Source organism: Bacillus sp. J41TS8 (assembly GCF_018333035.1).
Classification (GTDB): Bacteria; Bacillota; Bacilli; order Bacillales; family Bacillaceae; genus Bacillus; species Bacillus paralicheniformis.
Genome location: NZ_BORF01000060.1, coordinates 1 through 256, shown reverse-complemented (window position 1 = coordinate 256; position 256 = coordinate 1). Strand labels below are relative to the sequence as shown.

Sequence of the window (256 nt, the reverse complement as noted above, 5' to 3'; positions counted from 1 at the left end):
GATGTTAGCGGCGGACGGGTGAGTAACACGTGGGTAACCTGCCTGTAAGACTGGGATAACTCCGGGAAACCGGGGCTAATACCGGATGCTTAATTGAACCGCATGGTTCAATTATAAAAGGTGGCTTCGGCTACCACTTACAGATGGACCCGCGGCGCATTAGCTAGTTGGTGAGGTAACGGCTCACCAAGGCAACGATGCGTAGCCGACCTGAGAGGGTGATCGGCCACACTGGGACTGAGACACGGCCCAGACT

General features: G+C 55.5%; 1 rRNA gene. It reads left to right on the top strand.

From position 1 onward, the window contains the following. Nucleotides 1–256, top strand: a 16S ribosomal RNA gene (locus KI350_RS22845); the annotation flags it as partial.